This is a genomic window from Tepidimonas taiwanensis (assembly GCF_020162115.1).
In the GTDB taxonomy this organism is placed as follows: domain Bacteria; phylum Pseudomonadota; class Gammaproteobacteria; order Burkholderiales; family Burkholderiaceae_C; genus Tepidimonas; species Tepidimonas taiwanensis.
In genome coordinates, this window is the sequence record NZ_CP083911.1 from 1,197,969 (window position 1) to 1,223,892 (window position 25,924).

The window sequence follows — 25,924 nt, forward strand, 5'->3', positions numbered from 1 at the left end:
GGGAATCATGCGCGCGGCCGTCAACCCATGTGCAGGCCACCGTTGACCGAGAAGTCGGCACCGGTGGCGAAGCCCGCGTCGTCGCTGGCCAGCCAGGCGACGATCGAGGCGATCTCGCGCGGTTCGCCGAGTCGCTTGACCGGGATCTGGGCGACGATCTTCTCCAGCACATCGGGGCGGATCGCCTTGACCATGTCGGTGGCGATATAGCCGGGGCTCACGGTGTTGACGGTGATCCCCTTGGACGCCAGCTCCTGCGCCAGCGCCATCGTAAAGCCGTGCATCCCCGCCTTGGCGGCGGAGTAGTTCGTCTGGCCGGCCTGCCCTTTTTCGCCGTTGACCGACGAGATCTGGATGATGCGGCCCCAGCCGCGCTCGATCATGTCGGGCACCACCTGCTTGGTGACGTTGAACATCGACGTCAGGTTGGTGTTGATGACGGCGTCCCAGTCCTCCTTGGTCATCTTGACGAACAGGCGGTCGCGCGTGATGCCGGCGTTGTTGACGAGCACATCGATCGGGCCGTGCTCGGCTTTGGCCTTGGAGAAAGCTTGCACGACGCTGTCCCAGTCGGCGACATTCCCGACGCTGGCGTAGAAGGTGTAGCCGAGCGCCTTTTGCTCGTCCAGCCACTTCTGGTAGTCGCGCGTCGGGCCACAGCCCGCGATGACTTTGAAGCCGGCGTTGTAGAGCGCCTGGCAGATGGCGGTGCCGATACCGCCCATCCCGCCGGTGACGTAGGCGACGCGTTGTTGACCCATGATGTACTCCTCTTTGTGTGTGGTGGGTGGTAAAGGAAACGGGGTTCAGCGCTCGACGCACAGCGACACGCCCATGCCGCCGCCGATGCACAACGCGGCCAGGCCCTTGTGCGCGTCGCGGCGGCGCATCTCGTGCAGCAGCGTCACGAGCACGCGGCAGCCCGACGCGCCGATGGGGTGCCCCAGCGCGATCGCGCCGCCGTTGACATTCACTTTCTCCGGGTCGACACCGAGCGCCTGGTTGACCGCGCAGGCCTGGGCGGCAAACGCCTCGTTCAGTTCGAACAGGTCGACATCGGCGACCGACCAGCCCGCGCGGGCCAGCGCCTTTTGCGACGCCGGCACCGGCCCCATGCCCATCGTCGCCGGGTCGAGCCCGCTGGTGCCGAAACTCGCGATGCGCGCCAGCGGCGTGAGGCCCAGTTCCGCCGCCTTGCGCTCGGTCATCACCATCACCGCCGCGGCGCCGTCGTTGATGCCGCTGGCGTTGCCCGCGGTCACCGAGCCCGCCTTGTCGAACGCGGGTTTGAGACCGGCGAGCGCTTCGGCGCTGGTCTTGCGGTTGATGTATTCGTCGGTATCGAACACGACGGGGTCGCCCTTGCGCTGTGGGATCGTGACGGGCACGATCTCGTCCTTGAACTTGCCGGCATCCTGCGCAGCCGCGGCCTTGCGCTGGCTGGCCAGCGCAAACGCATCCTGCTGTTCCCGCGTGATCCCGTGGGCGCGGGCGACGTTTTCGGCGGTGATGCCCATGTGGTACTGGTTGTACACGTCCCACAGGCCATCGACGATCATCGAGTCGATCATCTTCCAGTCGCCCATGCGCTGGCCCTCGCGGCTGCCGAGCAGCACGTGCGGCGACAGGCTCATGCTCTCCTGCCCGCCGGCGATGACGATCTCGCTGTCGCCCCAGGCGATCGCCTGCGCCGCGAGCATCACCGCCTTCAGGCCCGAACCGCAGACCGCGTTGATGGTCAGTGCCGGGGTTTCCTTCGGCACGCCCGCGGCCATGGCCGCCTGCCGGGCCGGGTTCTGGCCGCAGCCCGCGGCGAGCACCTGGCCCATGATCACCTCACCAACCTGGGCGGCCGGCACGCCGGTGCGCTGCAGCAGCGCGCGGATGACGGTGGCGCCCAGTTCGGTCGCGGGAGTCTTGGCGAGGGTGCCGCCGAACTTGCCGATGGGGGTGCGGACGGCGTCGACGATGACGATGGTGTCTTTCATGGTGTGCGTGTCCCGTGTGCGGTGGAAAAAGCGAGGGGTTCAGACGGTCGTGCCGCCCGTCGCGAGCGTGGCCAGCGCGGCCTCGGCGCTGACCTTGACGTAGCGGCCCGGGGCGGGTTCGATGGGGCGGTAGCGGCGGTTGCCGAAGCTGCGCGGCGCGGGCTTGAGTCGCCCCGCGTGTGACGCCAGCCACGGCGCCCAGTCGGTCCACCAGCTGCCGCGGTGTTCGGTGGCGGCGGCGATCCAGTCGTCCACCTGTGCGGGGAAGTGCCCCTCGGGCCCGGTCCAGAAGCTGCGCTTGCCCTTGGCCGCCGGGTTGATCACCCCGGCGATGTGGCCCGATGCCCCCATCACGAAGCGCAGCGGGCCACCCAGGTGCTGCGTGGACGCGTAGGCCCCGCCGATCGGCACGATGTGATCCTCACGCGAGCCGTACACGTAAGCCGGGATATCGATCGCCCCGAGGTCGAGCCGCTCGCCGCAGACGGTGAGCTTGCCTGGCTGGCATAGCTCGTTTTGCAAGTACAGGTGCCGCAGGTACCACGCGTACCACTTGCCCGGCAGGTTGGTGCTATCGCTGTTCCAGTACAGCAGGTCGAACGGCGGCGGTGTCTCGCCCTTGAGGTAGTTGCCGACGACGTAGTTCCACACCAGATCGTTGGGCCGCAGGAAGCTGAAGGTCGTCGCCAGCTCCCGCCCCGGCAGGATGCCGCCGTTGGCGAACTGCAGCTCGCGGTAGCGCACGAAGGCCTCGTCGATGAAGACGTCCAGCACCCCCGTGTCGGTGAAGTCCAGCAGCGTCGTCAGGAACGTGGCGCTCTCGACCTTGTGCTCCCCGCGCGCCGCGAGCACCGCGAGCGCCGTGCCCAGCATCGTACCGCCGACGCAGAAGCCCAGCGCGTTGATCGTCTCGGCGCGGCCAATCTCGCGCACGACGTCGATCGCGCGGATGACCGCGTCCTCGATGTACTCGTCCCAGGTTGCCTGCGCGAGCGTCGCGTCGGGGTTGCGCCAGCTCATCACGAACGTGCGGTGCCCCTGCTCCACCGCGTAGCGCAGGAAGGAGTTGTCCGGCTGCAGGTCCAGGATGTAGTACTTGTTGATGCACGGCGGCACGACGAGGAACGGCCGCTCGTACACCTTGGGCGTCAGGGGCTTGTACTCGATGAGCTGAAACAGCGCGTTTTCGAAGACCACCTGGCCCTCGGTGGTGGCGACGTTGCGACCCACCTCGAACGCGCTGTGGTCCGTCATCGAGACGAACCCCTGGCGCAAGTCGTGCAACAGGTTCTGCACCCCTTTGGCGATACTTTCGCCCTGCGTTTCGATGGCCTTCTGCTGCGCCTCGGCGTTGAGGGCGAGGAAATTGCTCGGCGCACTGGCGTCGATCCACTGCTGCACCGCGAAGCGGATGCGCGCGCGCGTCTTGGGGTCGGCCTGCACCGCCTCGGCCATGCGCATCAGCGTGCGCGCGTTGAGTAGATACAGCGCGGCGCTGTACGCTGCCACGGGGTTGCGCGCCCACGCGTCCGACGCAAACCGACGGTCCTCCTTCGGGGGCTGCACCTGTAGCCCCTGACGCCACAGCTCCCCCAGCTCGCGCAGGTAATCCTGCTGGATCTCGACCCAGGCCTTCGGGTCGAGCTGCACGGGCTGGCCGCTGATCTGCCGGAAGACGTCGGTCACGCCGGCCATCTGCCCCCAGTCGGGCATGCCCCCCATCGGCGACGCAACGCCCCCGGGCACACCGCCCGGCCAGAGCGACTGCATCGCCGACGCCCACTGTTGCATGGCCTGTTGGGCCCAGTCCATCCACGCGCCCGCGCCGTGTGGGGTGCCGTCATGGCCGGATTGCGTCATGTCCGTGTCTCCTCGATGTCATGCCACGCCATCGTAACGCGTGCTGGCGTCGTTTCCGTGACAAACGGACGGGCACCGCGTGCGGGATTTCCCGGAGGGGGGCGCGACGGCCGCCGTTTCGATGACAGTGTCATCGACCAGCCTTCCGCAACCCTGACAAAATCCGTGCCAACCGACGCACGATCCCACCACCGACTCACCCGCGATGTTCGCATACCTCGTCTTCCTCGCCTGGGGCTATGTGGTCCTGATGATGGCACTGGCCGAGGCGCTCAGCCCCGCGGGTACGCTGTTGGGCGCCTTCTTCACGCTGCTGCTGTACGGTGTGGGGCCGATGGCGCTGGTGGCGTATCTGCTGGGCACACCACTGCGGCGCAAGGCCCGGCGGCGCAACGAACAGCAAGCGAACCCAGCCCCCGCCGCGGCAGCGCTGCCGCGCGACTCAGCCGCTGCCGGCACCGGTGACGCGCCAGACGGCGGCCCCCAGCCGCCCGCTGCTGCCGTGCCGCCGGGCGTCGCGCCGGTGCGAAAAAAACCGTGACGGGTCGCTGGCTGTGCACCATGACGGTGCGCCGTCGTGGCCGTGCACGGTGCCGAATCCCAATCGCGCCAGCCGCCGACGCGCCAGCGCGGCGAGATCGGCCCACCACCGATCCGGCCGCTGCGCGACGGGCGTGAACGCCCCCGCAGCACCCGGGTCCGGCGCGACGAAGGCATCGCGCACGTCGGGCCCGACCTCGAAGGCCGACGGACCAATCGCCGCGCCGATCCACACCTGCAGCCGGCGGCGCTGCGCCGGGTCGTGCGCCGCGGGCCATTGGGCACACAGCGCCTCGAGCACGCCGCCCGCGAGGCCCCGCCAGCCGGCATGCACGGCCGCGACCGACGCCCCATCCGGCTCGGCGAACAGAATCGGCAGACAATCGGCGACCAGCACCACGCACGCCACCCCGACCGCGTCGGTCCAGCAGGCGTCGGCCTCGACGCCGTCAGGCGTGTCGGGATCCAGCCGCACCACGCTGGTGCCGTGAACCTGCCGCAAAAAGACCGGTCGCACGCCCAGCGCCCGCGCGAAGCGGGCGCGGTTCTCGGCCACCGCTGCGGGGTCGTCCCCCACGTGATCCCCCAGGTTGAGCGACGCCCACGGTCCGGCGGACACCCCGCCGGCGCGCGTGCTCATCCATCCGCACGCGCCGCTGCCGAGGTCGGCGGCGAGGCCGGTCAGCCCCGCGCGCGTGGCCCACCGCGGGCCGCCGCCCGTGTCACTCGGCATCGGGGCAACGGGACGGATGGGCGCGCTGGAACGCGTCGAGCTGCATGCAGCGCTCATAGACCGCCAGCGTCAGCGGAATGCCCTCGTACTGCAGGCCGAAGCGCTGGCCATTGACGATCTGCGGCACCAGACAGCAGTCCGCCAGGGTCGGGGTGTCCCCGTACGAGTAGACGGACGGCGGCAGACCGGCGCGCTCGCGCTCGACCGCATATTGCTGCAGCCGGCGCTCGTACATGCGCAGCCCTTCCATGACCCAGTGGTTGTACCAGGCGGCGCGCTGCGCCTCGTCCAGGCCCAGCGGCTGGGCCAGGTATTTCAGCACGCGCAGATTGTTGAGGGGGTGGATTTCGCACGCGACCGTCTGCGCCAGCGCCCGCACGCGCGCGCGCCCGAGCGGGTCGCGCGGCAGCAGCGGTGGCTCGGGGTGCGTCTCGTCCAGGTACTCGATGATCGCCATCGACTGGCTCAGGCGCGCGTGGTCCGGCTCGCCCTCGAGCGCCAGCAGCGGCACCAGCGAATCGGGGCTGATGGCCCGGTAGGCGTCGCCGTGCTGCTCCCCTTTGGCCAGGTGCACCGGGATGTAGTCGTACGGCAGGCCCTTCAGGTTCAGGGCGATGCGCACCCGAAACGAGGTGCCGGAGCGGAAGTAGTTGTAGAGCTTCATGACGGAAGGCAACGTTTTGGGGGACGTCAGACAGCGACCGAAGATAACGGGAGCGTCGGCGGATACCGGGAGCGTCGGCAACGCACGTCCGCCCGCACGGGCCGCCGCGACGCAGCGGGAGGTGACCACCCCGAGTCTATCCGCACACCGTGCCGGGCGACGCATCCTCCGCACACCCCTTGGAAAACCCCAACGACGGCGGCTGCGGCACGACGTGCCCCCCCCCGGGGGCCGTGCACCCCCGCACAACCCCCGCACAACCCCCGGAAAACCCCGACACCGGCGAGGCAGACGGCCGCGCGTCCCACGCGGAAACTGTCCTACACTCGCTGCCACAGTGCTGCGCGTTCTACAGCACCACCATCGAATAACCCCGACCTTCGATCCATCGCGTCGTCAGGAGACCGCTCCCATGATCCACCGCCGCACCCTGCTCCAGTCCGGCGCCGCCGTCGCACTCGGGGTGCCGCCTGATCGGGAAGCACACCAAGGCCTGATCCCGCCCGCGTGCCATCGCCCGCTTCGCCCGTGAACCCCCTGCCCGCCCCCCCGTGGCGCAGCGCGATCCGCTTCTGCCGCGCCTGTGCCAGCCCGGTGGAATACCGCGTCCCCGATGACGGGGATACGCGGGTGCGGGCGGTGTGTCCGTCGTGCGGCACGATCCACTACGAAAACCCCCTCAACGTCGTGGGGACCATCCCGACGTGGGGTCCGGACGGCGCGCAGGTGCTGCTTTGCCGCCGCGCCATCGAGCCGCGCTGGGGCAAGTGGACGCTGCCCGCGGGCTTCATGGAGCTCGGCGAGACGACCGCGCAGGGGGCGCTGCGCGAGACGCAAGAGGAAGCCGGCGCCGAGGTCGCGATCGAGGGCCTGTTCACCCTGCTCAACGTCGCCCGCGTCGGTCAGGTGCACATCTACTACCGCGCGCGGCTGCTGCACGACCGCTTTGCCCCGGGTCACGAGACGCTAGAGGCGCGGCTGTTTCACGAGCACGAGATTCCGTGGGACGAGCTGGCCTTCCGCACGGTGCAGGAGACGCTGCGCCATTACTTCGCGGACCGGCGCCGCGGTCGCTTCGAGGTGCACACGGGGGACATCGCCTGACGGCGCTCCCGGCGACAGCGCCGCGTCAGTCGGTGCGCCGCCACTCCCGCGCCAGGCGCTCCAGATCCGGCGCGGGCATCGCGCGCCCGATCAGGTAACCCTGCACCTGCCCGACGCCGATCGCCTCGAGGAAATCGCATTGGCGCTGCGTCTCCACACCCTCGGCGATGGTCTCGACGCCGAGCGACTGGCTGAGCGCGACCTCAGCCCCATCCCGCGCAGCGTCTGCTCCAGCGCCAGCATGCGCTGGCGCCGCTTCGCTTGGGTGTCGCCGGCGTGTGAGCCGAGCAGGTCACGCCCCCAGGCGCGCGCCGCTGGCTTCCTGCGCGAAGGTGAGCAGCACTTCCGGGTCGCGGCCGTGCAGCGGGCACGGGCACGGGAGCGTGCCTCGTACAATGCCGCTGTGATGACCGATCCGCGCCCCCGGCGGCCTGCCCCTGACCATGACCCCGCTCATCCAACGTGACACCCTCGACGAGCTGCTCGTCGCGCTGGGTGATGATTTCCGGGGCATCGTGCGCCTGTTCGTCGAACAGCTCGACACGGAGCGGGCCGGACTCGACGCGGCGTGGGCGGCGCGCGACTGGCCGCGGCTGATGCGTGCCGCGCACTCGCTCAAGGGCAGCAGCGGTAACATGGCGGCCGTCGCGCTATCGGAAGCGGCCGCCCGGCTGGAGCGGGCGGCGCGCGAACAAAACGCCGTGGCCGCGGAGGCGGCGCTCGCCGACGTCACCCGCCTCGTCCCCGAGACCGTTCGCGCCCTCGTCGCGGGGCGCTACACCTGAACGGTTCAGCCGCTGAACAGCCGACGGGCGTCGGGCGACCCGGCCTCGAAGCCGCGCTCGCGCAGCGCGTCGTAGAGCACGCCCAGCTCACCGCCGATGCGGTCGAACGCCTCGGCCGCCAGGACCTGGCCGGTGTCGTCGGTCACCCAGCCGTCCATCGCGTCGGCGAGCCGGTCGGCGAGCGTGCACAACCGGGAGTACGGCTCTTCATCCTGCGGCACATGTGTGACGTCGAGCGTGAGCCGCACCTCGCGCAGCACGGCCAGCGAGGGATCGTCGGCCAGTGCGGCCTGCGTCTCGAACTGCAGCACGAGCAGCGGCGCTCCGCCCGGCCGACTGGCCGGCAGCACCATGCGCCCCGGCAACGAGCCGGGCACGAAGCCCAGCCGCGCCGCGTGCTGCATGACATACCCCGGGTTCCACGCCGCGCGCCGCGCACGCAGCGTGAAGGTGAGCTGCGCGTCGTGCGCGGCGGCGAAGGCGTCCAGCGCTCGCGCGCGCTGGACCACCGCCATCATGTCTGGACAGTCGACCGCCGCCTGCAGGTGCTCCGCCCAGTGCTGCAGGCGCTGGGCGAATTCGGAAAACTCGATCTCGTTGAGCGGCCCGGCGCGGTTGGCAAGCTGCAGGCCGACGCGCAACTGCTGGTAGCGCCGCCCGGGCGTGAGGGCCTCCCACGCCGCCTCGTCGGCCGCGTCGTCCGGCAGGCCCTCGACGAAGAACGGCTTGCTGCCGATGCGGCGCGTGCCGGGCAGTGCCTGCAACACCGCCTCGGCTGTCACCGGCCGCTCGAGGACGAGCGGCACGATCACGTCGAGCCGCTCCGACAGCAGCGCCGGTGCAACCGCCGGTCGCGCGGCGGCTGGCGCAGGCACGTCGAGGTGCGGCTCCTGCCGCTGCGCGTCCCCCGTTCCCGCCTCGCCATCCGCACCATCGGTGTCGGCGGATGCGACGGCCGCCCGCTGCCGGCGCGGCATCCAGCGGCGCGCCTGCCACCGGTGATAGGCCCACACGCCCACCAGCAGCGCCAGCCCCACCCCGATCAACGCCCATTGCAAGGTGCTCATGGCGCCGCATTCTCCATCATCGACGTGGCCGCCGCGAGGTCGACGGCGACCACGCGCGAAACCCCCTGCTCCTGCATCGTCACGCCGATGAGCTGTTCGGCCATCGCCATCGCGATGCGGTTGTGGCTGATGAAGAGGAACTGCGTGTCGCGGCTCATGCGCGTGACGAGCTGCGCGTAGCGCTCGGTGTTGGCGTCGTCGAGCGGCGCGTCCACCTCGTCGAGCAGGCAGAACGGCGCCGGGTTGAGCTGGAAGATCGCAAACACCAGCGCGATCGCAGTGAGCGCCTTCTCGCCACCCGAGAGCAGGTGGATGGTCTGGTTTTTCTTGCCCGGCGGCTGCGCCATCACCTGCACGCCGGCGTCGAGGATTTCCTCACCGGTCATGATGAGCCGCGCCTGCCCGCCGCCGAACAGCTCCGGAAACATGCGGCCGAAGTGGCCGTTGACGGTCTCGAAGGTCTGCGCCAGCAGGGCGCGCGTTTCCGCATCGATCTTGCGGATGGCATCCTCCAGCGTCTGGATGGCCTGTTGCAGGTCCTGCGACTGGCTGTGCAGGAACTGCTGGCGCTCGCGCGCGGCGGTGAGCTCCTCCAGCGCCGCGAGGTTGACCGCGCCCAGCGCCGTGATCTCGCGCTGCAGGCGGTCGATCTCACCCTGCAGCCCCTGCAGGCGCACGCCATCGGCCTCGACCGTGCGGCCCACCTCGTCGGGATCGGCGCCGGCGTCGGCCAGCCACTGGCCATACTGGTCGAGCGCGAGCTGCGCCGCCTGCTCCTTGAGCTGAAACTCCGTGATGCGAGTGCGCAGCGGCTCCAGCTCGCGCTCGATGCGCAGGCGCTGCTCGTCTGCCGCGCGCAGGCGGGCCGTGAGCTCGTCATAGCGGCTGCGCGCGGCGGCGAGCGCTTCCTCGCAGCGCTGGCGCTCGGCCAGCGCCACCTGCAGCGCCTCGCGTGCCACGGGGTCGGTGTGTTGCGCGAGCTCCTGCTCCAGCCGCGCGCGCTCGTCGCGCAGGCGGGCCATCTGCTCGTGCGCCGTCTGCGCCTGGCGCTGCCACTCGGCATGCCGCTGCGCCACGGCGCGCTGCGCGAAGGCAGCCTCCTGCGCCTCGCGCTCGGCCGCCCGCGCCTGCTCGCGCGCCTGGGCGAGCTCGCGCTCGGCGGCCGCCGCGGCGTCTTCGAGGTGGGCGAGCTGCTCCTGTGTGTCGGCCAACTGCAGGTCGAGCGCCTCGAAGCGCGCCTCCGCCTCGACGCGCCGCGCTTCGACGTCCTCCAGCGCCGCGTCCACCTCGGCCAGGTCCTGGTCGAGACGTGCCTGATGGCGGCGCGAGTGCTCGGCCGCCTGCTCGCCCTTGAGCACCTCGACCTCGGCCGCGTGCAGGCGCTGCCGCGCATCGGCCACGTCGCGCCGCGCCTGTTGCAACTGCTGCCCGATCGCGTGGCACTGGGCGTCGGCGCGCTGCGCGCGGGCGTGCGCTTCCTCGACCAGCAAGCCCTGCGCGCGTACGGCGCGCTCGAGCTGCTCGATCTCGTGCGCCCGGGCGAGCAGCCCGGCCTGCGCGTCGTCCGCGGCATAGAACGCGATGTCGTGCGCCCCGACGCTGTGACCGGCCGGGGTGTAGCAGCGCTGCCCGGGCCCGAGACGTTCGCGCAGGCGCAACGCGGTGTCCAGATCGTCCGCGCCCAGGCAACCGTGCAGCCAGTCGGACAGCAGCGCGTGCAGCGGCGCGTCGTGAACGCGCAGGCGCTGCACCAGCGGCACGAGGCCTTCCGGCGCGGCCATCGCCGACGGCACGCCACCGGCGGGCGGTGCGTAGAACGCCAGTTTCGCGGGCGGCGCGTCGCGCTCCAACGCGCGCAGGGCATCCAGCCGCCCCGCCGGCAATGCTTGCAGACGCTCACGCAACGCAGCCTCGAGCGCCGCCTCCCACCCCGGCTCGGTGTCCAGCCGGGTCCACAGCGCGGCCAGCCCCTCCAACCCGTGGCGCTGCAGCCAGGGCCGCAGCCGCTCATCGGTTTGCACCTTTTCCTGCAGCGCGCGCAGGGCCTGCAGCCGTGCCTGGGTTTCGCCCAGCCGCTGCGCCTCGGCCCGCTCGGCCTGCTGCGCCTCGCGGCGCTCGGCCTCCGCAGCGGGCAGCGTGGCCTCGCCCTCGGCCAGACGCGCCTCGGCGGCGGCGAGCGCCTCCCGCGCCGCGTCGCGCTCCGCGCGCCAGTGCTGCAGGCGGGATTCGTCCGGCGCGGCCACCGTGTGGCGTTCGGCGCGCAGCCGCTCGCGCCGCTGCTGCAGCTGGCGCGCCTGCTCGTCCAGTGCGCGCTGCTCGGCGGCCAGCACACCGATCGCGCGCTGCACCTCAGCCACCTGCTGCCGCTGCTGCTGCACGCGCGCCTGCGCCTGCCGCCAGCCGTCCTCCAGCGACGGCAGCCGCTCGGTCTCCTCGGCGACGCGGGCGGCCAGGATCTCGGCATGCTCCGCCAGTGCCACCGCCTGCTCGTCCAGCGCCGCCTGTTCCTGCTGCGCCGTGGCGGCCTGCGTTTCCCAATCGGCAAGCTGTTGCACCAGCGCCGCGAGGCGCTGCTCGGCGCGCTGGCGCCCCTCGACGGCGAAGCGGATCTCGGCCTCCAGCCGCGCGACCTCAGCACCGACCGCGTACCACTGGCCCTGCGCGCGGTTGACTTCCTCGCCTGCGTCGTAGTGCGCCTGGCGAATCGCCTCCAGATCGGCCTCGGCGCGGCGCAGCTCGGCCATGCGTTCCTGCAGGGCGTTGACGGCCTGCGTGCCGTCGGAGCGCACCTGTTCGAGCTGCGCGCGGGCCTCCTCGCGCTTGAGCCACCAGAGCTGGTGCTGGCGACGCGTCGCGATCGACTGCAGCTCGTGATAGCGCCGCGCCACGGCGGCCTGCTGCTCCAGCCGCTCCAGCTGGCCGTTGAGCTCGCGCAGGATGTCCTCGACGCGGGTCAGGTTCTCGCGCGTGTCGGCGAGCCGGTTGGCCGTCTCGCGGCGCCGCTCCTTGTATTTGGAGACGCCCGCGGCCTCTTCCAGAAAGAGGCGCAGCTCCTCCGGGCGGCTCTCGATGATGCGGCTGATCGTGCCCTGCCCGATGATCGCGTAGGCGCGCGGCCCCAGCCCCGTGCCGAGAAAGACGTCCTGCACATCGCGCCGGCGCACCGGCTGCTGGTTGATGTAGTAGCTGCTCGTGCCGTCGCGTGTCAGCACGCGCTTGACGGAAATCTCGGCGTACTGGTTCCACGGCCCCCCGGCGCGCCGCGCGCTGTTGTCGAACACCAGCTCCACGCTCGCCCGCTGGGCGGGCTTGCGCGTCGTCGTGCCGTTGAAGATCACGTCCTGCATCGACTCGCCGCGCAGCTCGCTGGCCTTGGACTCGCCCAGCACCCAACGCACGGCGTCCATGATGTTGGACTTGCCGCAACCGTTGGGGCCGACAACACCCACGCGCTGCCCCGGCAAGTGCAGAACCGTGGGCTCGGCAAACGATTTGAATCCAGAAAGTTTGATGGTCTGCAGGCGCACGGGGCGCTAGTGTACGTGGGCGCACGCTACCATTGCGGCCCATGACACCGGACGCCAACCCGCTGCTGCAGCGGCTGCAGCCCTATCCGTTCGAGCGCCTGCGCGCGCTCACCGCGGGCATCACGCCCCCCACGGCCTACCGGCCGATCAACCTGGGGATCGGCGAGCCGCGCCACCCCACGCCCGCGGTGCTGAAGGACGCACTGCACGCCGCGATCGACGACCCGGACGGGGGCCTGTCGGCGTACCCGGCCACCGCGGGCACCCCCGCGCTGCGACAGGCGTGCGCCGACTGGCTGCAGCGGCGCTACGGCGTGGCGGTCGACCCTGCGACGCAGGTGCTGCCGACACTGGGCTCGCGCGAGGCGCTCTTTGCGCTGGCGCAGGTGGTCATCGACCCGCGGGCGTTCGCCCGGGGTGACGAGCCGGTGGTCGTCTGCCCCAACCCGTTCTACCAGATCTACGAGGGCGCGGCGCTGCTGGCCGGCGCGGTGCCGTGGTACGCCCCGAGCGATCCGGCGCGCAACTTCGCGGTGGACTGGGACAGCGTGCCGGAAGCGGTGTGGGCGCGCACGCGCCTTGTCTATGCCTGTTCGCCCGGTAACCCGACCGGCGCGGTGATGCCGCTGGCGGAGTGGGAGCGGCTGTTCGCGCTCAGTGACCGCTACGGCTTCGTGATTGCCAGCGACGAGTGCTACAGCGAGATCTATTTTCGTGACGAGCCGCCACTCGGCGCCCTGCAGGCCGCGGCGGCGCTGGGGCGGCGCGACTTTGCGCGCCTCATCATGCTCACGAGCCTGTCCAAGCGCAGCAACGCGCCCGGACTGCGCAGCGGGTTCATTGCGGGTGATGCCGCGCTGATCCGGGCGTTCACGCTGTACCGCACCTACCACGGCAGCGCGATGAGCCTGGCCGTGCAGCGCGCCAGCATCGCCGCCTGGGCCGACGAGGCGCACGTCGTCGCCAACCGCGAGCGCTACCGCGCCAAGTTCGCGCAGGTGACGCCGCTGCTGGCCGAGGTCATGGACGTGCGGCTGCCGGACGCCGGGTTTTATCTCTGGGCCCGGGTGCCGCCGCGCTTTGGCGGGCGTGAGGGGGGCGACGACACGGACTTCGCCCGCGAACTGCTCGCCCAATACAATGTGACCGTGCTGCCGGGCAGTTATCTGGCGCGCACCGTCGACGGCGTCAACCCGGGCGCCGGCCGCGTGCGCATGGCGCTCGTGGCGGCGGAGGACGAGTGCCTCGAAGCCGCGCAACGCATCGTTCGCTTCATCCGGGGCTGACGCCCACGTCCGCCCGATCCCTCAACACGACCCTCGACCATGACGCAACAACTGCAACAAATCATCGAGAACGCCTGGGACAACCGCAGCCAGCTCTCGCCCGGCAACGCCCCTCAGGAGGTGGTGGACGCCGTCGAGCACGTCATCGAGTCGCTCAACAACGGCACGCTGCGGGTGGCCACCCGGCACGGCGTGGGCCAGTGGACCGTGCACCAGTGGATCAAAAAGGCGGTGCTGTTGAGCTTCCGGCTCAACGACAATGAGCTGATGCGCGCCGGCGATCTGGCGTTCTACGACAAGGTCAAGACCAAGTTCGCGCACCTGAGCCCGCAGGAAATGGCCGCGGCGGGCGTGCGCGTCGTGCCGCCCGCGGTGGCGCGGCGCGGCAGCTACATCGCCAAGGGCGCGATCCTCATGCCCTCCTACGTCAACATCGGGGCGTATGTGGACGAGGGCACGATGGTCGACACCTGGGCCACGGTCGGCTCGTGCGCCCAGGTCGGCAAGAACGTCCACCTGTCCGGCGGCGTGGGGCTCGGGGGCGTGCTCGAACCCCTGCAGGCCAACCCGACGATCATCGAGGACAACTGCTTCATCGGCGCGCGCTCCGAAATCGTCGAGGGCGTCATCGTCGAGGAAAACTCCGTCATCTCGATGGGCGTCTATATCGGCCAGAGCACGCCGATCTACGACCGCACCACCGGCGAGATCCTCTACGGGCGCGTGCCCGCGGGATCGGTCGTGATCAGCGGCAGCCTGCCCAAGGAGGGCGGCAAGTACAGCCTGTACGCGGCGATCATCGTCAAGCGCGTCGACGCGCAGACGCGCGCCAAGACCAGCCTCAACGAACTGCTGCGCGACTGACGGCGACACCCCCGAGAGGACGGCTGCGATGGGACTGATGGAACAGCTGCTGCGGCTGATGGTAGAAAAAAACGCCTCTGACTTGTATCTGTCAGCTGGCAGTGCACCGCTCTTCAAAATTCACGGCAATCCGGTCACCGTCAATGCGCAACGGTTGCCCACGGACGGACCGTATCGCCTGCTGAGCGAAATGGTCTCCGTGGAAGACATGCGGACTTTCGATCGCTTCGGCGAACTCAACACTGCCGTTTCCATTCCCAACATGGGGCGCTTCCGCGTCAGTGCCATGCGGCAGCGCGGGACGTGCGCGGTGGTCGTGCGCTATGTCAACAACCGAATACCCGAGCTCCCGGAACTGGGTATACCCACGATCCTGACCGACATGATCATGGCCAAGCGGGGGCTGATCCTGATCGTCGGCTCTACGGGATCCGGCAAAAGCACCACTATCGCGTCGCTGCTGGAGCACCGCAATGCGCACAGCGCAGGCCACATTTTGACGATCGAAGACCCCATCGAATACCTTTTCAAAAATAAAAAATCCATCATCAACCAGCGCGAAGTCGGCACGGATACGGAGTCGCTGCAAACGGCGCTCAAAAACGCCATGCGCCAAGCCCCTGATGTGATCTTCATCGGCGAGATCCGTGACCGCGAAACCATGTCGCACGCCATTGCCTATGCCCAATCCGGCCATTTGGTCGTGTCGACACTGCATGCCAACAACAGCTACCAAGCACTCAACCGGATACTCAACTTTTATCCTGCCGAGGTACGCTCGGCCATGCTCAGCGATCTGGCCGCCACCCTCAAAGCCATCATCTCACAGCGGCTGCTGCGCACCGTCGACGGTGGACGCACGCCGGCCGTCGAAGTCATGGTCAACACGCGCCTCATCAGCGAGCTCATCGAAAAAGGCGACTTTTTCGGCGTGCGCGAGGCGCTGGAAAAATCCCTGGCCGAAGAATCCCAAACTTTTGAAGCCGACATCGCCCGTCTTATTCTCTCGGGGCGGGTCACACGCGAAGAGGGGTTGGCCCACGCCGACTCGGCGACCAATTTGTTGTGGCGACTGCAAAATGACGACCGCGCCCGCGCCACTATCGGCAACCGTCGATTCGCGGAAGCGGCTGGCGGTGTCGGTACCGGCAAAGCCGCGGAACCCTCTTTCGATGGGTTTTTGCCATCGACCTCCCAACCCAACCGAGTTTGAGTGACGTGAGTCTCGCCGACGAAACGCTGCGGCTGACCGAAGCCCTCATTCGCTGTCCCTCCGTGACGCCGGACGATGCCGGTTGCCAAGCGCTGCTCGCCGAGCGGCTGCAGGCGCTGGGCTTCGCGTGTGAGACGATCACGAGCGGCCCCGATGATTTCCGCGTCACCAACCTGTGGGCGCTGCGGCCCGGCGCGACACCGGAGGCGCCGGTGCTGGTCTTTGCCGGCCACACGGACGTGGTGCCGCCGGGCCCGCGGGAACGCTGGCACAGCGACCCGTTCACGCCGACGATCCGTGACGGCAAGCTCTACGGCCGCGGCGCGAGCGACATGAAGGCGTCACTCGCCGCGATGGTGGTGGCGTGTGAGGCGTTTCTGGCCGCACACCCGACGCCCCCGCTGTCGATCGGTTTTTTGCTCACCAGTGACGAAGAGGGCCCCGCGCGCGACGGAACCGTGGTCGTGTGCGAGGCGCTGCGCCAGCGCGGCCAACGTCTCGACTACTGCATCGTCGGCGAACCCACCAGCGTGCAGCGCACCGGCGACATGATCAAAAACGGCCGGCGCGGCACGATGAGCGGGCGGCTCACGGTCAAGGGCATCCAGGGGCACATCGCCTACCCGCACCTCGCGCGCAACCCCATCCACCTGCTCGCCCCCGCGCTGGCCGAGCTGGTCGCCACACGCTGGGACGACGGCAACGCGCACTTCCCCCCGACGAGCTGGCAGGTCAGCAACATCCACGGCGGCACCGGCGCGAGCAACGTCATCCCCGGGACAGTCGTGGTGGACTTCAATTTCCGCTTCAGCACCGAGTCCACCCCCGAGAGCCTGCAAGCCCGCGTGCACGACATCCTCGCGCGCCACGGACTGCAGGCCGGCACCGACTACGACCTGACCTGGACCGTGGGCGGGTTGCCGTTCCTCACCCCGCCCGGAACGCTGGTCGATGCCGTGCGACACGCAGTGTATGATGTCACGAGTATCGAGCCCGAGCTGTCCACGACAGGGGGAACGAGCGACGGGCGGTTTATCGCCCAAATCTGCCCCCAAGTCGTCGAACTCGGACCGCCCAACGCTTCGATACACCAAATCGACGAACATATCACGCTGGACGATTTGGCGGTATTGACCAACATCTACCGCCGCGTTCTGGAAGTACTCCATGAGAAGCACAGCCGCCCTGGCACGCCCGTTGCGTAAACTGCTGGTGCCCGCACTGTTGGGGTGGGTGAGACCGTTGCATAACTGGTACATCCCCCGATGGCTGCGCGTGCAGGGTGATGTCCAATACCGGTATCGGACAGCCGCTGCCGCCAGAGCATGACCACCGAGAGCTTCTTCCTGCTGGGCGCACGCCCCCTGATCGAAGACACGCCGACCTACAAGCTGCACCAGCTCATCGATTGGAAGGCGATCGGCGCGCAGCTCAAGGGCCTGTACCGGCGCGAGCTCACCCGCGGTGGCGGCCCCGAGCCGTATGCGCCGCTGTCGATGTTCAAGCTCATGCTCTTGGGTCAGTGGCATGGGCTGTCGGATGCGGAACTGGAGCGGGCGCTCAAGGTACGCATCGACTTCATGGTCTTCTGTGGCTTCGACCCCTCGGCCGGGGAGATGCCCGATGCCAGCACCATCTGTCGCTTTCGCAACCGCTTGGTGCAAGCCAAGCTCGATCAGCGGCTGCTTTGCAGCATCAACCGCCAGCTCGAAGCCATCGGCGTCAAGGTCCAGGGCAGCACGGGCGCGATCGTGGATGCCACCATCATCGAAAGTGCTGCCCGTCCGCGCGTGACCATCGAGGTCAGCGAAGAGGAACCACAAATCACGACCAGCGCCGATGCGGATGCGCGCTGGCTCAAGAAAGGCAAGCAGTCCTATCACGGCTACCGTGGCTACGCCACCACGGACACCGAAGACGGCTATGTGCAACACGTCGAAGTCCACCCGGCCAACGAGGCCGAAGTGAACAAGCTGCCCCAAATCATCGAAGCCCACATCGCCGCCACTGGCGCCACGCCCGATGGGGTGCTTGCCGATAAAGGCTACGCGAGTGCTGCCAACCGGCAGTATCTGCGTGAGCGTGGTATCACTGACTTCATCCAGCACAAGGCCACGCGGGGGCACCCGCTCGATGCGGTGCTCAAAGCCTTGAACCGCCTGATCGGCACTGTGCGCTACAAGGTCGAGCAGTGCTTCGGCACGATGAAGCGGCGCTTCCATCTGGATCGTGCGCGCTACTTCGGGCGGGCGAAGGTGCAGGCGCAGATGTGCTGGGCAGCGATCGGCTTCAACCTGCTCAAAGCTCACCGCAAGCTCATGCGGCTGCAGACACAGGGGGCCAGTGCGCCCGCGTGAGGGCAGAAGCGGGCGAAAGGCCCAACAGAGCCCCGCCTGGGGTGGGGCAAACAGGGAAAACACCGCGCAAGCTGCTCAAAAAAGAGGCATCCAGGCGACGAAAAGGAGAGGAAGCCCCCGCTCGGCGGGGTTGTGCAACGGTCTTTGGGTTTGCGCGGTATCGTGGGCCTCCACCGATGCAGCGGCACAAGCGGAGCTCGACCGGCTGCTCAAGGAAGGCAAGACCCGCCAGGCGCTCGAGTGGGTCGAACAACGCCTCGCGGCAAACCCCGATCAACCGACGCTCGCCCTCGTCAAGGGGGTACTGCTCGCCGAATCGCAGCGCAACGAGGACGCCAAGCAGGTCTTTCAGGATCTGATCTTGAAATACCCGCAGTTGCCTGAGCCGTACAACAACCTGGCTGTACTCTACGCGCGTGAAGGCGATTTGACCAAAGCCCGCGCGACCCTCGAACTCGCCATCAAGAGCAACCCGGCTTATGCCATTGCGTACGAAAATCTCGGGGATATTTACGCGCGCCTGGCCAACGAATCGTATGCTCGCGCGCTGAACCTCCAGCCCGGCGGCAACAGTGTATCGCCCAAGTTGCGATTGATACGCCAGGTCGTGAGCCTCACCCACGGCACCTCACGGGGCACCGAGGCGCCACCGGCCACGCGGCCGAGTGCAAGCGTCCCCGCCGCGGTGACCGCCACCGCCTCTGCCAGTACCCGACCGGCGCCCCCGCCGGAACCTGAGAAGAACGCGGCCAGACCGACCGAGATCGGTTCACCGGCGCGTGAAGCGGTCTTGCAGGCCGTCGAACGGTGGCGCGCCGCTTGGGCTTCGCGGGATATGGACGCGTACGTGGCCGCCTATGTGCCGAACTACGCACCGTCCGATGAGGCCGGCGGCCATGCGGCCTGGGTCCAGGAGCGGCGCCGCCGCATCGCCGACAAAAGTCGCATCGAGATCGAGCTGGATGACATCACCGTCGTAACGGCAAGCCCGGAGGAGGCGGTCGTTCGGTTCCGCCAGCGGTATCAGGCGCCGGGCCTGCGTTCGACGACGCGCAAGGAGTTGCGCTTGCGCCTCGTGGATGGGCAGTGGCGCATCGCGGCTGAGCGAACCTTGCGCTGACCAACCCTCCATGCTTAAACGCTGGTTGTTGGCGCTAACCGGCGCCATCGTGGTGCTGCTATCCACGTCATGGTGGGTGGCGAGCGGCCCGGAAACCGGGGCAGTGGCGTGGCCCCTGCGTGGGAACATTCCGGCAGCCGCCGACCTTCCCGATCCCGATACAGCAACGACGGGGCAGGCAAAACCTCACGAGTGGCGGCCGAGCCAAACCAGCCGCGACCCGACCGAGCGACAACTGTTCGCCGTACTCGAAGCAATCATTGACGGCCAGCTCGACACGGCCATCGACAGGGCCCAAGCACTGCTCGATCAACGCCCGAACTTTCAATTGGCGCACCTCGTGCTCGCCGATCTGTACGCGATCCGTGCGCACGGGCAGATCCCGACGCCGGCCCAACGCGACGGGCTCGACCGCGAATTGCGGCAAAGGTTGCAAGCCGCCCTGACGCCCCCGCCACCGCAGCACTGGCCCGAGGCCCTGTTGGCATTCGACCCCTTATCGCCGTGGGCGATTGTCGTCGATACCGATCGCTCACGGCTGTACCTGTTGCAACGCCCAACGGCACCCGACGCGGCGCCCACCGTCGTGTACGACAGCTTCATTTCGATCGGCAAGGCCGGAGCGGGCAAGCGTCGCGAGGGAGACAACAAAACGCCGTTGGGGGTATACGACATCACGGGACTCAAGCGAGACGCCGAATTGCCCGATTTTTATGGCGCAGGGGCGTTGACCCTGAACTATCCCAATCCCGTGGACCGCTGGCATCAGCGCAGCGGGTACGGTATCTGGCTGCACGGAACACCCTCGTCCCAGTACGCGCGGACGCCGGAATCATCGGAAGGCTGCGTCGTTCTCCCGAACGACCACATGCAGCATCTGCTGACACTGACCGATATCGAGCGCGCGCCGGTGATCATTGCACAGAGCATCCGCTGGATTCCCCACACGGAGCAGATGGCACGGCGCCAAGCGGTGTTGGATCAATTGGGGCGGCAATGGCCCGCGTTGCGGGCATCGCTGCCGGATGCCGGTCTGCAGGTCTGGCGCGATCAGGATGGCAGTCAATTCGCGCGAGTTTCACTGCGCGCGCCCGATGCGACCTCCGCGGCGGCCCAAGTTGCCGTGATTCGTCTCGACGAAGGGGGTGGCCTGACCGCCTTGACCCCGGAGGCACTGGCCCCGTGGATGCCGAAGCAAGACACCACCGCATCCGCTGCCATTGCCCCTGGGACCGAGGCATCGCCGACCGGTGCGCGCGGTGCGCCCGTCAAGGACGAACGAAACGAGGCGGTCGCCACCGCTCTCAACCAATGGGCTCAGGCGTGGTCGCGGCGCGACGTCGATGCCTATCTGTCACACTACGCCAAGGACTTTCGCCCGCCCAGCGGCCTGAGCCGTCAGCAGTGGGAGGCGCAACGCCGCCAAGCGATACTCGGACGCCAGCGTATTCGTGTTCAACTGCACATTCAGGAAATCCGTATCCGTGACGGTGTGGCCATCGTGAAAGCGATCCAGCGCTACGAGGGGGATGGCAAGCGGCTGACCACGCCAAAACGTTTCAGTTTGCACTTGGAACGGGGCACTTGGCGCATCGTGGAGGAACGCACGCCATGATCGGCTCGAATTCCCTCACCCTCGGCGCGCTATTGCGCGCGGCGGAGGAGCGGCTGCAGCAGGCCGGTGTCGCGTTCGGCCACGGCACGACCAACGCGCGCGACGAGGCCGCCTGGCTGCTGCTGTGGCGGCTGGGGCTGCCGCTGGACTGGGATCTGGACGCGCACGCGGACGACCCCGTGAACGCCGAACAGGCCCAAGCCGTGCAGGCACTTATCGAGGAGCGCATCCGCACGCGCAAACCCGCGGCGTACCTGACCGGCGAGGCGTGGCTGCAGGGGGTGCCGTTCCATGTGAACGAGCGCGTGATCGTGCCGCGCAGCCTGATTGCCGAGCTGATCGCCGCCGCGCCACAGGCGGACGAACTCGATCCGTGGCTGTCCGCCGACACGTGCCGTGTGCTAGACCTGTGCACTGGCAACGGGTCGCTCGCCGTGCTGGCGGCGATGGCGTGGCCGGAGGTAACCGTGGACGCCAGCGACATCTCCCCCGACGCGCTGGCCGTCGCGCAACGCAACGTCGAACGCCACGGGCTGCAGGACCGCATCCGGCTCATCCGCTCCGACGGCTGGTCGGCGATCACCGGCCGCTACGACCTGATCCTGTGCAACCCGCCCTATGTCAACCGCACGAGCATGGCGCAGCTGCCGCCCGAATTCCGCGCCGAACCGGCGTTGGCGCTCGACGGCGGTGAGGACGGTATGGACTTCGTGCGCCACCTGCTCGCGCACGCGCTCGACCACATGACCCCGGACGCGGTGCTGGTGCTGGAAATCGGCCACGAGCGGCCGCACTTCGAGCGCGCGTTTCCGACGCTGCCCGTCGTGTGGCTGCGCACCAGCGGGGGCGACGATGCGGTGCTGCTCATTACCCGCGACGCGCTCGCCGCTGCGCAGGCCGATCTGCCCCCCGACCCGCGCTCGAACAGCCGATGATCACGCTGCGCGATGTCACGCTGCGACGGGGCGCCAAGGTCGTGCTCGAGGGCGCCAGCGTCACGATCCACCCCGGCGAAAAGGTCGGCCTCGTTGGCCGCAATGGCGCGGGCAAGTCGAGCCTGTTCGCGCTGTGGCGCGGGGAGCTGCACGAGGACCGCGGTGAAGTGGGCCTGCCGGCCCACTGGCGCATCGCCCATGTCGCGCAGGAGATGCCGGACACCGCGGAGGCGGCCACCGACTTCGTGGTCGCCGGCGACACCCGGCTACTGGCCGCCCACGCGCAACTCGCCGCGGCGGAGGCTGCCGGCGACGGGGAGGCGATCGCGCTTGCGCACGCGGCGCTATCCGACGCCGGCGCGCACGACGCCCGCGCGCGCGCCCAGGCGCTGATGCTGGGCCTGGGGTTTGCGCCCACGGAACTGGACCGCCCGGTGAATGCCTTTTCCGGGGGCTGGCGCATGCGGCTGCAGCTCGCGCGCGCGCTGATGTGCCCGAGCGACCTGCTGCTGCTCGACGAGCCCACCAATCACCTGGACCTCGACGCCCTCGTGTGGCTCGAGGGGTGGCTGCAGCGCTACGAGGGCACGCTCATCGTGATCAGCCACGACCGCGAATTTCTGGACGCGGTCACGCGCGTGACGCTATCCCTGGAGCAGGGACGGCTGACGCGCTACGGTGGTCATTACTCGCGCTTCGAGGAGATGCGCGCCGAGCAGCTCGCGCAGCAGCAGGCTGCCTACAGCCGCCAGCAGGAGCGCATCGCGCACCTGCAGCGCTTCATCGAGCGCTTCCGCGCCAAGGCCACCAAGGCCCGGCAGGCCCAAAGCCGGCTGAAGGCGCTGGCGCGCATGGAGCGCATCGCACCGGTGCTGACCAGCGCGGATTTTCAGTTCAGCTTCGATGACCCCGGGGCGCTGCCCAACCCGATGCTGACGCTACACGACGTGGACGCCGGCTACGCAGGGGAAGACGGCCAGCCGCCACGCGCCATCGTGCGCGGCATCCGTCGCAGCGTCCTGCCGGGACAGCGCATCGGGATCCTCGGGGCCAATGGCCAGGGCAAATCCACCGTCGTCAAGACCATCTCCGGCGTGCTGCCGCCGCTCACCGGGCGCATCACACCGGGCAAGGGCCTGCGCATCGGCTACTTCGCGCAGCAGGAGCTCGACATCCTGCGCGGGGACGAAACGCCGCTGCAGCACTTGCAGCGGCTGGCGCGCGAGGCCGAGGCCGCGGGCACGCTCGTCGGCCAGTCGATGCGCGAACAAGACCTGCGCACCTTCCTCGGCAGTTTTCAGTTCAGCGGCGACACCGTCGCGCAGCCGGTGGGCACGATGAGCGGTGGCGAAAAGGCGCGCCTCGTGCTGGCGCTGCTGGTGTGGCAGCGGCCCAACCTGCTGTTGCTGGACGAGCCGACCAACCACCTCGACCTGACCACGCGCGAGGCGCTCGGCGTTGCGCTCAACGCGTTCGAGGGCACGGTGATGCTGGTCAGCCACGACCGCGCGCTGCTGCGCGCCGTCTGCGACGAGTTCTGGCTCGTCAGCGACGGGGCGCTCACCCCCTTCGACGGCGATCTGGACGATTCCCAGCGCCACCTGATCGACGTGGCGCGCCGCCGGCGGGAAGAGCTGGCGGCGCTCGCGTCGGACCGCGGTGCGGCCCCGGCTCCGCCGCCCGCCGCCCCGCTCAACCCGCAGGAGCGCCGTCGCCAGCTCGCCCAACGCCGGCAGGCGCTCGCGCAACGCCTCGCCCCCCACCGCCGCGAGCGAGACGCGCTGGAGGCGCGCATGACCGCCCTGCAGGCGGAGCAAACCGCGCTGCACGAGCGCCTGGCCCAGACCACCCAGGGCGCCGAGATCGCCGAAGCGGGCCGGCGTCTGAAGGCGCTGGAGGCGGAACTCGCCGACGTCGAGGAGCGCTGGCTCACGGTGTCGGAAACCATCGAAGCCCTGGAACGGGAAGCCGCCCTGGGCGATACCGATATCGCCACCGCCTGATACCCCCGTCCGCCATCGCCCTGTTCGCGTGATGCCCGCCACGCCTGCCCCCGGCCCCACGGCTATCCCCGCCGACCTGCCCCCGCTGCCCGCGGCGTTCACTGCGCTGCTCGACGCGCTGATCCCCCCGGACTCGCGAGCGCGCGTGGATGCCAGCTACACGGCCCCGAAGGACGTGGTGTTTCGCGTCAATCCGCTGCGCGCACCGGATGCGGACACGGTGCTCGCGGCGCTCGCGCCACTGACCCCCACCCCGATCCCGGGGGTTCCCGGCGTGTACCGGTTGCCGGCATCGGGCCGGGACGCCCTCACCCACCACCCGCTGGCCGCCGACGGCAGCCTCTACATCCAAGGCGTGGCGAGCATGGCGGCGGTGTGGGCGCTCGATCCGCAACCGGGTGAGGAAGTGCTCGACCTCGCCGCCGCGCCCGGCGGCAAAACCGCGCTGATCGCCGCGCAGATGGGCAACAGCGGCCGCATCGCCGCGGTGGATCCGGTGCGCGCGCGCTTCTTCCGGCTCAAGGCCAATCTGCAGCGGCTGGGCGTGCGCAACGCACAGCTCTACCTGAAGGACGGCGCGCAGGTCGGGCGGCTCGTACCCGGGCGGTTCGACCGCGTGCTGCTCGATGCGCCCTGCTCATCCGAGGCGCAGTTCACCCGGCTCGACCCGGCGTCGTGGGCGCACTGGAGCCCGAAAAAAGTGCGCGCGAGCGCCGCGCTGCAGGCGCGACTCGTGCGCTCCGCCGCCGACGCGCTCAAGCCAGGTGGGGTGTTGGTCTACAGCACCTGCTCGCTCTCGCCCGAGGAAGACGAGGTCGTGCTGGACGCGCTCTTGCGCGAGCGCCACGATCTCGTGCCGGAGCCGCTGCCGTGGCCGGTGGAACTGCCGGCATTGCCCGGCCTGACCGTTTGGAACGGGCAACCGCTGCACCCGGGCCTGGCGCTCGCCCGGCGCATGCTGCCCACCGAATGGACGGACGCGTTTTTTCTGTGCCGGCTGCGCAGGCGGCACTCGGGGTGAGCCGCGTTCAGGCCGGGCGCGTGCGCCCGCCGACGGCGAGCGCCGCCGCCACCGCCAGCAGCAGCGTCACCGCCGCACCGGCGAGCGTCGCCGCATACCAGCCGTGGTCCATCAACACGCCAAACACCAGCGGCGCGATCGCAAAGCCGGTGTCCAGCCCCGAATAGACGGTGCCGTACACCCGGCCGGTCGCCCCCTGGGGCGTGGCGCGCCGGATCAGCAGGTCGCGGCTCGGCCCGCCGATCCCGATCGCAAAGCCGGTGACGGCCAGCAGCGCCATCGACCCGATGCCCCCAAGCCAGCCGGTCGCCGCCAGCACCATCAGCGCGGCCCCCGCCGCCATCGCCCACGCCACCACGCGGTCGACCGCGCGCCAGCGCGCGGCGACGAACCCACCGACGAACATCCCCACCGCGCCGGCGAGCATGTACGCCGTCACCGTCAGCGTTGCCGTCTCCAGCGGCACCGCGTGCACCGCCTGCAGGATGGACGTCGCGTACGTCTGCACCACGGCGAGCGTCATCGTCGACAACAGGAAAAAGCCGAAACACCACCACACGACCGGCAGGCGCAGGAACGCCAGGTCATCGGTGCGCGCGCTGCCGTGGCGGCGCGGCACGACCGTCGTGTGCAGGTGCTCGCGCTGCCACCACAGCACCGCCAGCACGGCCGCGTACACCCCGATCGCCGCCCAGTAGGCCCAGCGCCAGTGGGTCATCGTCGTGATGCCGACCAGAAACACCGGTGCCAGCGCCCAGCCCAGGTTGCCGGTCAGGCCGTGGACGCTGAACGCGTGCCCCAGGCGCGGGGCCGACACGCGCTGGTTCAAAATCGAAAAATCGACCGGGTGGAAGGGCGCGTTGCCCAGACCCGCGAGCACCGCCGCGAGCAGCAGGCCGCCGTACCCATCGGCCAGCGCCGCGGCCAGCGCCGACCCCATGAACAGCCCGATCGACGCAAACAGCACCGGCCGCGCCCCGACCCGGTCGACCAGGAACCCCGACAACGCCTGTCCGACGCCCGAGATGACGAAAAACAGGCTCGTGAGTGCGCCGACCTGCGAATAGCTCAGGCCGAACTCGCGCATGAACAGCGGAAACAGGGGTGCGAGCAACAGATGCGAAAAGTGTGACGTCGCGTGGGCCAGCCCGACCAACGCGATCACGGTCGCGTCCCGCTGCCAGGCAACGGACGGCGGCGCACCCGTCGCGTCGGGGGATGAGATAGCCATCGGAACATGAT

The 25,924-nt window shown here is 69.3% G+C and carries 21 protein-coding genes and 1 pseudogene; 13 read left to right on the plus strand and 9 right to left on the minus strand.

Going from position 1 to position 25,924, the window contains the following annotated elements; translation table 11 throughout:
- Positions 1–20 precede the first annotated feature (20 nt).
- Genes phbB through phaC form a run of 3 tightly spaced genes read right to left on the minus strand, consistent with a single transcriptional unit; the run spans position 21 to position 3,848 of the window.
- Positions 21–761, minus strand: coding sequence for an acetoacetyl-CoA reductase (gene phbB / locus LCC91_RS05550; RefSeq protein ID WP_058616237.1), 741 nt, complete (start codon positions 759–761; stop codon positions 21–23).
- Positions 762–806: 45 nt separating this feature from the next.
- Complete coding sequence (locus tag LCC91_RS05555; RefSeq protein WP_143898185.1) at positions 807–1,988, minus strand: acetyl-CoA C-acetyltransferase; 1,182 nt, start codon at positions 1,986–1,988, stop codon at positions 807–809.
- A gap of 39 nt (positions 1,989–2,027) precedes the next feature.
- Entirely contained in the window at positions 2,028–3,848 is a 1,821-nt protein-coding gene (gene phaC / locus LCC91_RS05560) for a class I poly(R)-hydroxyalkanoic acid synthase (protein WP_224441037.1), read from the minus strand.
- Between the two features lie 205 nt (positions 3,849–4,053).
- On the opposite strand from phaC, the gene LCC91_RS05565 reads away from it, so the two are divergent.
- Positions 4,054–4,389, plus strand: coding sequence for a hypothetical protein (locus LCC91_RS05565; RefSeq protein WP_058616234.1), 336 nt, complete (start codon positions 4,054–4,056; stop codon positions 4,387–4,389).
- Here LCC91_RS05565 and pgeF read toward each other — a convergent pair.
- Together pgeF and maiA are read right to left on the minus strand one after the other, a co-directional pair.
- Positions 4,291–5,121, minus strand: a complete 831-nt coding sequence (gene pgeF / locus LCC91_RS05570) for a peptidoglycan editing factor PgeF (RefSeq protein ID WP_224441038.1) — start codon at positions 5,119–5,121, stop codon at positions 4,291–4,293. The genes LCC91_RS05565 and pgeF overlap by 99 nt on opposite strands.
- Positions 5,111–5,785: a maleylacetoacetate isomerase gene (maiA, locus tag LCC91_RS05575; RefSeq protein ID WP_058616233.1), complete on the minus strand. Its 675-nt coding sequence runs from the start codon at positions 5,783–5,785 to the stop codon at positions 5,111–5,113. The genes pgeF and maiA overlap by 11 nt, the downstream gene beginning before the upstream one ends.
- Positions 5,786–6,322: 537 nt before the next feature.
- On the opposite strand from maiA, the gene LCC91_RS05580 reads away from it, so the two are divergent.
- Positions 6,323–6,889 (plus strand): NUDIX hydrolase, encoded by a 567-nt coding sequence (locus tag LCC91_RS05580; protein ID WP_143898194.1) that lies wholly within the window; start codon positions 6,323–6,325, stop codon positions 6,887–6,889.
- Positions 6,890–6,914: 25 nt separating this feature from the next.
- Here LCC91_RS05580 and LCC91_RS05585 read toward each other — a convergent pair.
- Positions 6,915–7,079, minus strand: a pseudogene (locus tag LCC91_RS05585) (EAL domain-containing protein); the annotation flags it as partial.
- A gap of 253 nt (positions 7,080–7,332) precedes the next feature.
- On the opposite strand from LCC91_RS05585, the gene LCC91_RS05590 reads away from it, so the two are divergent.
- Positions 7,333–7,674, plus strand: coding sequence for an Hpt domain-containing protein (locus LCC91_RS05590; RefSeq protein ID WP_052231782.1), 342 nt, complete (start codon positions 7,333–7,335; stop codon positions 7,672–7,674).
- Positions 7,675–7,679: 5 nt separating this feature from the next.
- Here the strand turns inward: LCC91_RS05590 and LCC91_RS05595 are convergent, their stop codons facing one another.
- Positions 7,680–8,741 carry a hypothetical protein gene (locus LCC91_RS05595; protein WP_043703481.1) on the minus strand — a complete coding sequence of 354 codons (1,062 nt, stop codon included), beginning with the start codon at positions 8,739–8,741 and terminating at the stop codon, positions 7,680–7,682.
- Positions 8,738–12,268 (minus strand): chromosome segregation protein SMC, encoded by a 3,531-nt coding sequence (gene smc / locus LCC91_RS05600; protein WP_058616695.1) that lies wholly within the window; start codon positions 12,266–12,268, stop codon positions 8,738–8,740. The genes LCC91_RS05595 and smc overlap by 4 nt, the downstream gene beginning before the upstream one ends.
- A gap of 41 nt (positions 12,269–12,309) precedes the next feature.
- Here smc and dapC point away from each other — a divergent pair, with 41 nt between their 5' ends.
- The 10 genes from dapC (at position 12,310) to LCC91_RS05650 (ending at position 24,682) form a co-directional block, all read left to right on the plus strand.
- On the plus strand, positions 12,310–13,554 hold the full coding sequence (gene dapC / locus LCC91_RS05605; protein ID WP_043703484.1) for a succinyldiaminopimelate transaminase: 1,245 nt from the start codon (positions 12,310–12,312) through the stop codon (positions 13,552–13,554).
- A 39-nt stretch (positions 13,555–13,593) separates the two neighbouring features.
- Positions 13,594–14,418, plus strand: coding sequence for a 2,3,4,5-tetrahydropyridine-2,6-dicarboxylate N-succinyltransferase (gene dapD, locus LCC91_RS05610; RefSeq protein WP_043703486.1), 825 nt, complete (start codon positions 13,594–13,596; stop codon positions 14,416–14,418).
- A gap of 28 nt (positions 14,419–14,446) precedes the next feature.
- The gene (locus tag LCC91_RS05615) at positions 14,447–15,631 is read left to right on the plus strand and encodes a PilT/PilU family type 4a pilus ATPase (protein ID WP_143898190.1); all 1,185 of its coding nucleotides are present in this window, start codon (positions 14,447–14,449) and stop codon (positions 15,629–15,631) included.
- A 5-nt stretch (positions 15,632–15,636) separates the two neighbouring features.
- Entirely contained in the window at positions 15,637–16,836 is a 1,200-nt protein-coding gene (gene dapE / locus LCC91_RS05620) for a succinyl-diaminopimelate desuccinylase (protein WP_043703488.1), read from the plus strand.
- A gap of 120 nt (positions 16,837–16,956) precedes the next feature.
- Positions 16,957–17,988: an IS5 family transposase gene (locus LCC91_RS05625; protein WP_143898648.1), complete on the plus strand. Its 1,032-nt coding sequence runs from the start codon at positions 16,957–16,959 to the stop codon at positions 17,986–17,988.
- A gap of 130 nt (positions 17,989–18,118) precedes the next feature.
- Positions 18,119–19,108, plus strand: coding sequence for a YybH family protein (locus LCC91_RS05630; protein WP_224441040.1), 990 nt, complete (start codon positions 18,119–18,121; stop codon positions 19,106–19,108).
- A 10-nt stretch (positions 19,109–19,118) separates the two neighbouring features.
- Entirely contained in the window at positions 19,119–20,723 is a 1,605-nt protein-coding gene (locus LCC91_RS05635) for a L,D-transpeptidase family protein (RefSeq protein ID WP_052231785.1), read from the plus strand.
- Entirely contained in the window at positions 20,720–21,658 is a 939-nt protein-coding gene (gene prmB / locus LCC91_RS05640; protein WP_052231786.1) for a 50S ribosomal protein L3 N(5)-glutamine methyltransferase, read from the plus strand. Before LCC91_RS05635 ends, prmB begins: the two co-directional genes overlap by 4 nt.
- Entirely contained in the window at positions 21,655–23,661 is a 2,007-nt protein-coding gene (locus LCC91_RS05645) for an ABC-F family ATP-binding cassette domain-containing protein (protein WP_143897773.1), read from the plus strand. The genes prmB and LCC91_RS05645 overlap by 4 nt, the downstream gene beginning before the upstream one ends.
- 31 nt (positions 23,662–23,692) lie before the next feature.
- Positions 23,693–24,682, plus strand: a complete 990-nt coding sequence (locus LCC91_RS05650; protein WP_052231787.1) for an RsmB/NOP family class I SAM-dependent RNA methyltransferase — start codon at positions 23,693–23,695, stop codon at positions 24,680–24,682.
- Positions 24,683–24,689: 7 nt separating this feature from the next.
- Here the strand turns inward: LCC91_RS05650 and LCC91_RS05655 are convergent, their stop codons facing one another.
- Entirely contained in the window at positions 24,690–25,913 is a 1,224-nt protein-coding gene (locus tag LCC91_RS05655; RefSeq protein ID WP_043703494.1) for an MFS transporter, read from the minus strand.
- Positions 25,914–25,924: the final 11 nt, after the last annotated feature.

Coding starts and splice junctions, on each gene's coding strand:
- phbB (WP_058616237.1), bottom strand. CDS start 761: ATGGGTCAACAACGCGTCGCCTACGTCACCGGCGGGATGGGCGGTATC.
- LCC91_RS05555 (WP_143898185.1), bottom strand. CDS start 1,988: ATGAAAGACACCATCGTCATCGTCGACGCCGTCCGCACCCCCATCGGC.
- phaC (WP_224441037.1), bottom strand. CDS start 3,848: ATGACGCAATCCGGCCATGACGGCACCCCACACGGCGCGGGCGCGTGG.
- LCC91_RS05565 (WP_058616234.1), top strand. CDS start 4,054: ATGTTCGCATACCTCGTCTTCCTCGCCTGGGGCTATGTGGTCCTGATG.
- pgeF (WP_224441038.1), bottom strand. CDS start 5,121: ATGCCGAGTGACACGGGCGGCGGCCCGCGGTGGGCCACGCGCGCGGGG.
- maiA (WP_058616233.1), bottom strand. CDS start 5,785: ATGAAGCTCTACAACTACTTCCGCTCCGGCACCTCGTTTCGGGTGCGC.
- LCC91_RS05590 (WP_052231782.1), top strand. CDS start 7,333: ATGACCCCGCTCATCCAACGTGACACCCTCGACGAGCTGCTCGTCGCG.
- LCC91_RS05595 (WP_043703481.1), bottom strand. CDS start 8,741: ATGAGCACCTTGCAATGGGCGTTGATCGGGGTGGGGCTGGCGCTGCTG.
- dapC (WP_043703484.1), top strand. CDS start 12,310: ATGACACCGGACGCCAACCCGCTGCTGCAGCGGCTGCAGCCCTATCCG.
- dapD (WP_043703486.1), top strand. CDS start 13,594: ATGACGCAACAACTGCAACAAATCATCGAGAACGCCTGGGACAACCGC.
- LCC91_RS05615 (WP_143898190.1), top strand. CDS start 14,447: ATGGGACTGATGGAACAGCTGCTGCGGCTGATGGTAGAAAAAAACGCC.
- LCC91_RS05625 (WP_143898648.1), top strand. CDS start 16,957: ATGACCACCGAGAGCTTCTTCCTGCTGGGCGCACGCCCCCTGATCGAA.
- LCC91_RS05635 (WP_052231785.1), top strand. CDS start 19,119: ATGCTTAAACGCTGGTTGTTGGCGCTAACCGGCGCCATCGTGGTGCTG.
- prmB (WP_052231786.1), top strand. CDS start 20,720: ATGATCGGCTCGAATTCCCTCACCCTCGGCGCGCTATTGCGCGCGGCG.
- LCC91_RS05645 (WP_143897773.1), top strand. CDS start 21,655: ATGATCACGCTGCGCGATGTCACGCTGCGACGGGGCGCCAAGGTCGTG.
- LCC91_RS05650 (WP_052231787.1), top strand. CDS start 23,693: ATGCCCGCCACGCCTGCCCCCGGCCCCACGGCTATCCCCGCCGACCTG.
- LCC91_RS05655 (WP_043703494.1), bottom strand. CDS start 25,913: ATGGCTATCTCATCCCCCGACGCGACGGGTGCGCCGCCGTCCGTTGCC.